Source organism: Dietzia massiliensis (assembly GCF_018390595.1).
GTDB lineage: Bacteria > Actinomycetota > Actinomycetes > Mycobacteriales > Mycobacteriaceae > Dietzia > Dietzia massiliensis.
The window spans coordinates 1-435 of record NZ_JAHBAV010000211.1 but is presented as its reverse complement, the minus strand read 5'-3'; the positions used below and the strand labels follow the sequence as shown (position 1 = coordinate 435).

Below are 435 nucleotides of genomic sequence, written 5' to 3'. Positions count from 1 at the left end.
AGGTATTCCCCGTCAACTACGTCGTTGACGGACAGAGCATCGTCTTCCGCACTGCTGCTGGTAGCAAACTGGAGGACATAGTCACGAACAACCGCGTCGCCTTCGAGGCGGACGGCTGGACCGAGGAGGCCGGCTGGTCGGTCGTTTTGCGTGGCAAGGCCGAAATCATCACTGACGACGCCGAGCTTGCCCTGTGCGACAAGATGCCGCTACTCCCCTGGGTTCCCACTGTTAAGCGCAATTACGTTCGTGTCGAGGCTGATCAGATCACCGGACGCACCTTTGCCTTCGGGCCGGAGCCGAAAGGTAACTGAGACTAGTTCAGTAGGCCCGGATCGCTCTCGCGGTTCGGGCCTTCATGAAGCTTCATAGCCGACGGCGCGGAGAGTCGGCTCAGTCTTCTTTAACGGGGGCCGGCTCAACCCTGTTCCATGA

General features: G+C 59.8%; 1 protein-coding gene. It reads left to right on the top strand.

Annotated elements, in window-relative coordinates; all coding sequences use genetic code 11:
- The coding region (locus tag KHA85_RS16890) for a pyridoxamine 5'-phosphate oxidase family protein (protein WP_213186683.1) at positions 1 to 314 on the top strand (314 nt) is incomplete at its 5' end.
- Between the last annotated feature and the right edge of the window lie 121 nt (positions 315 to 435).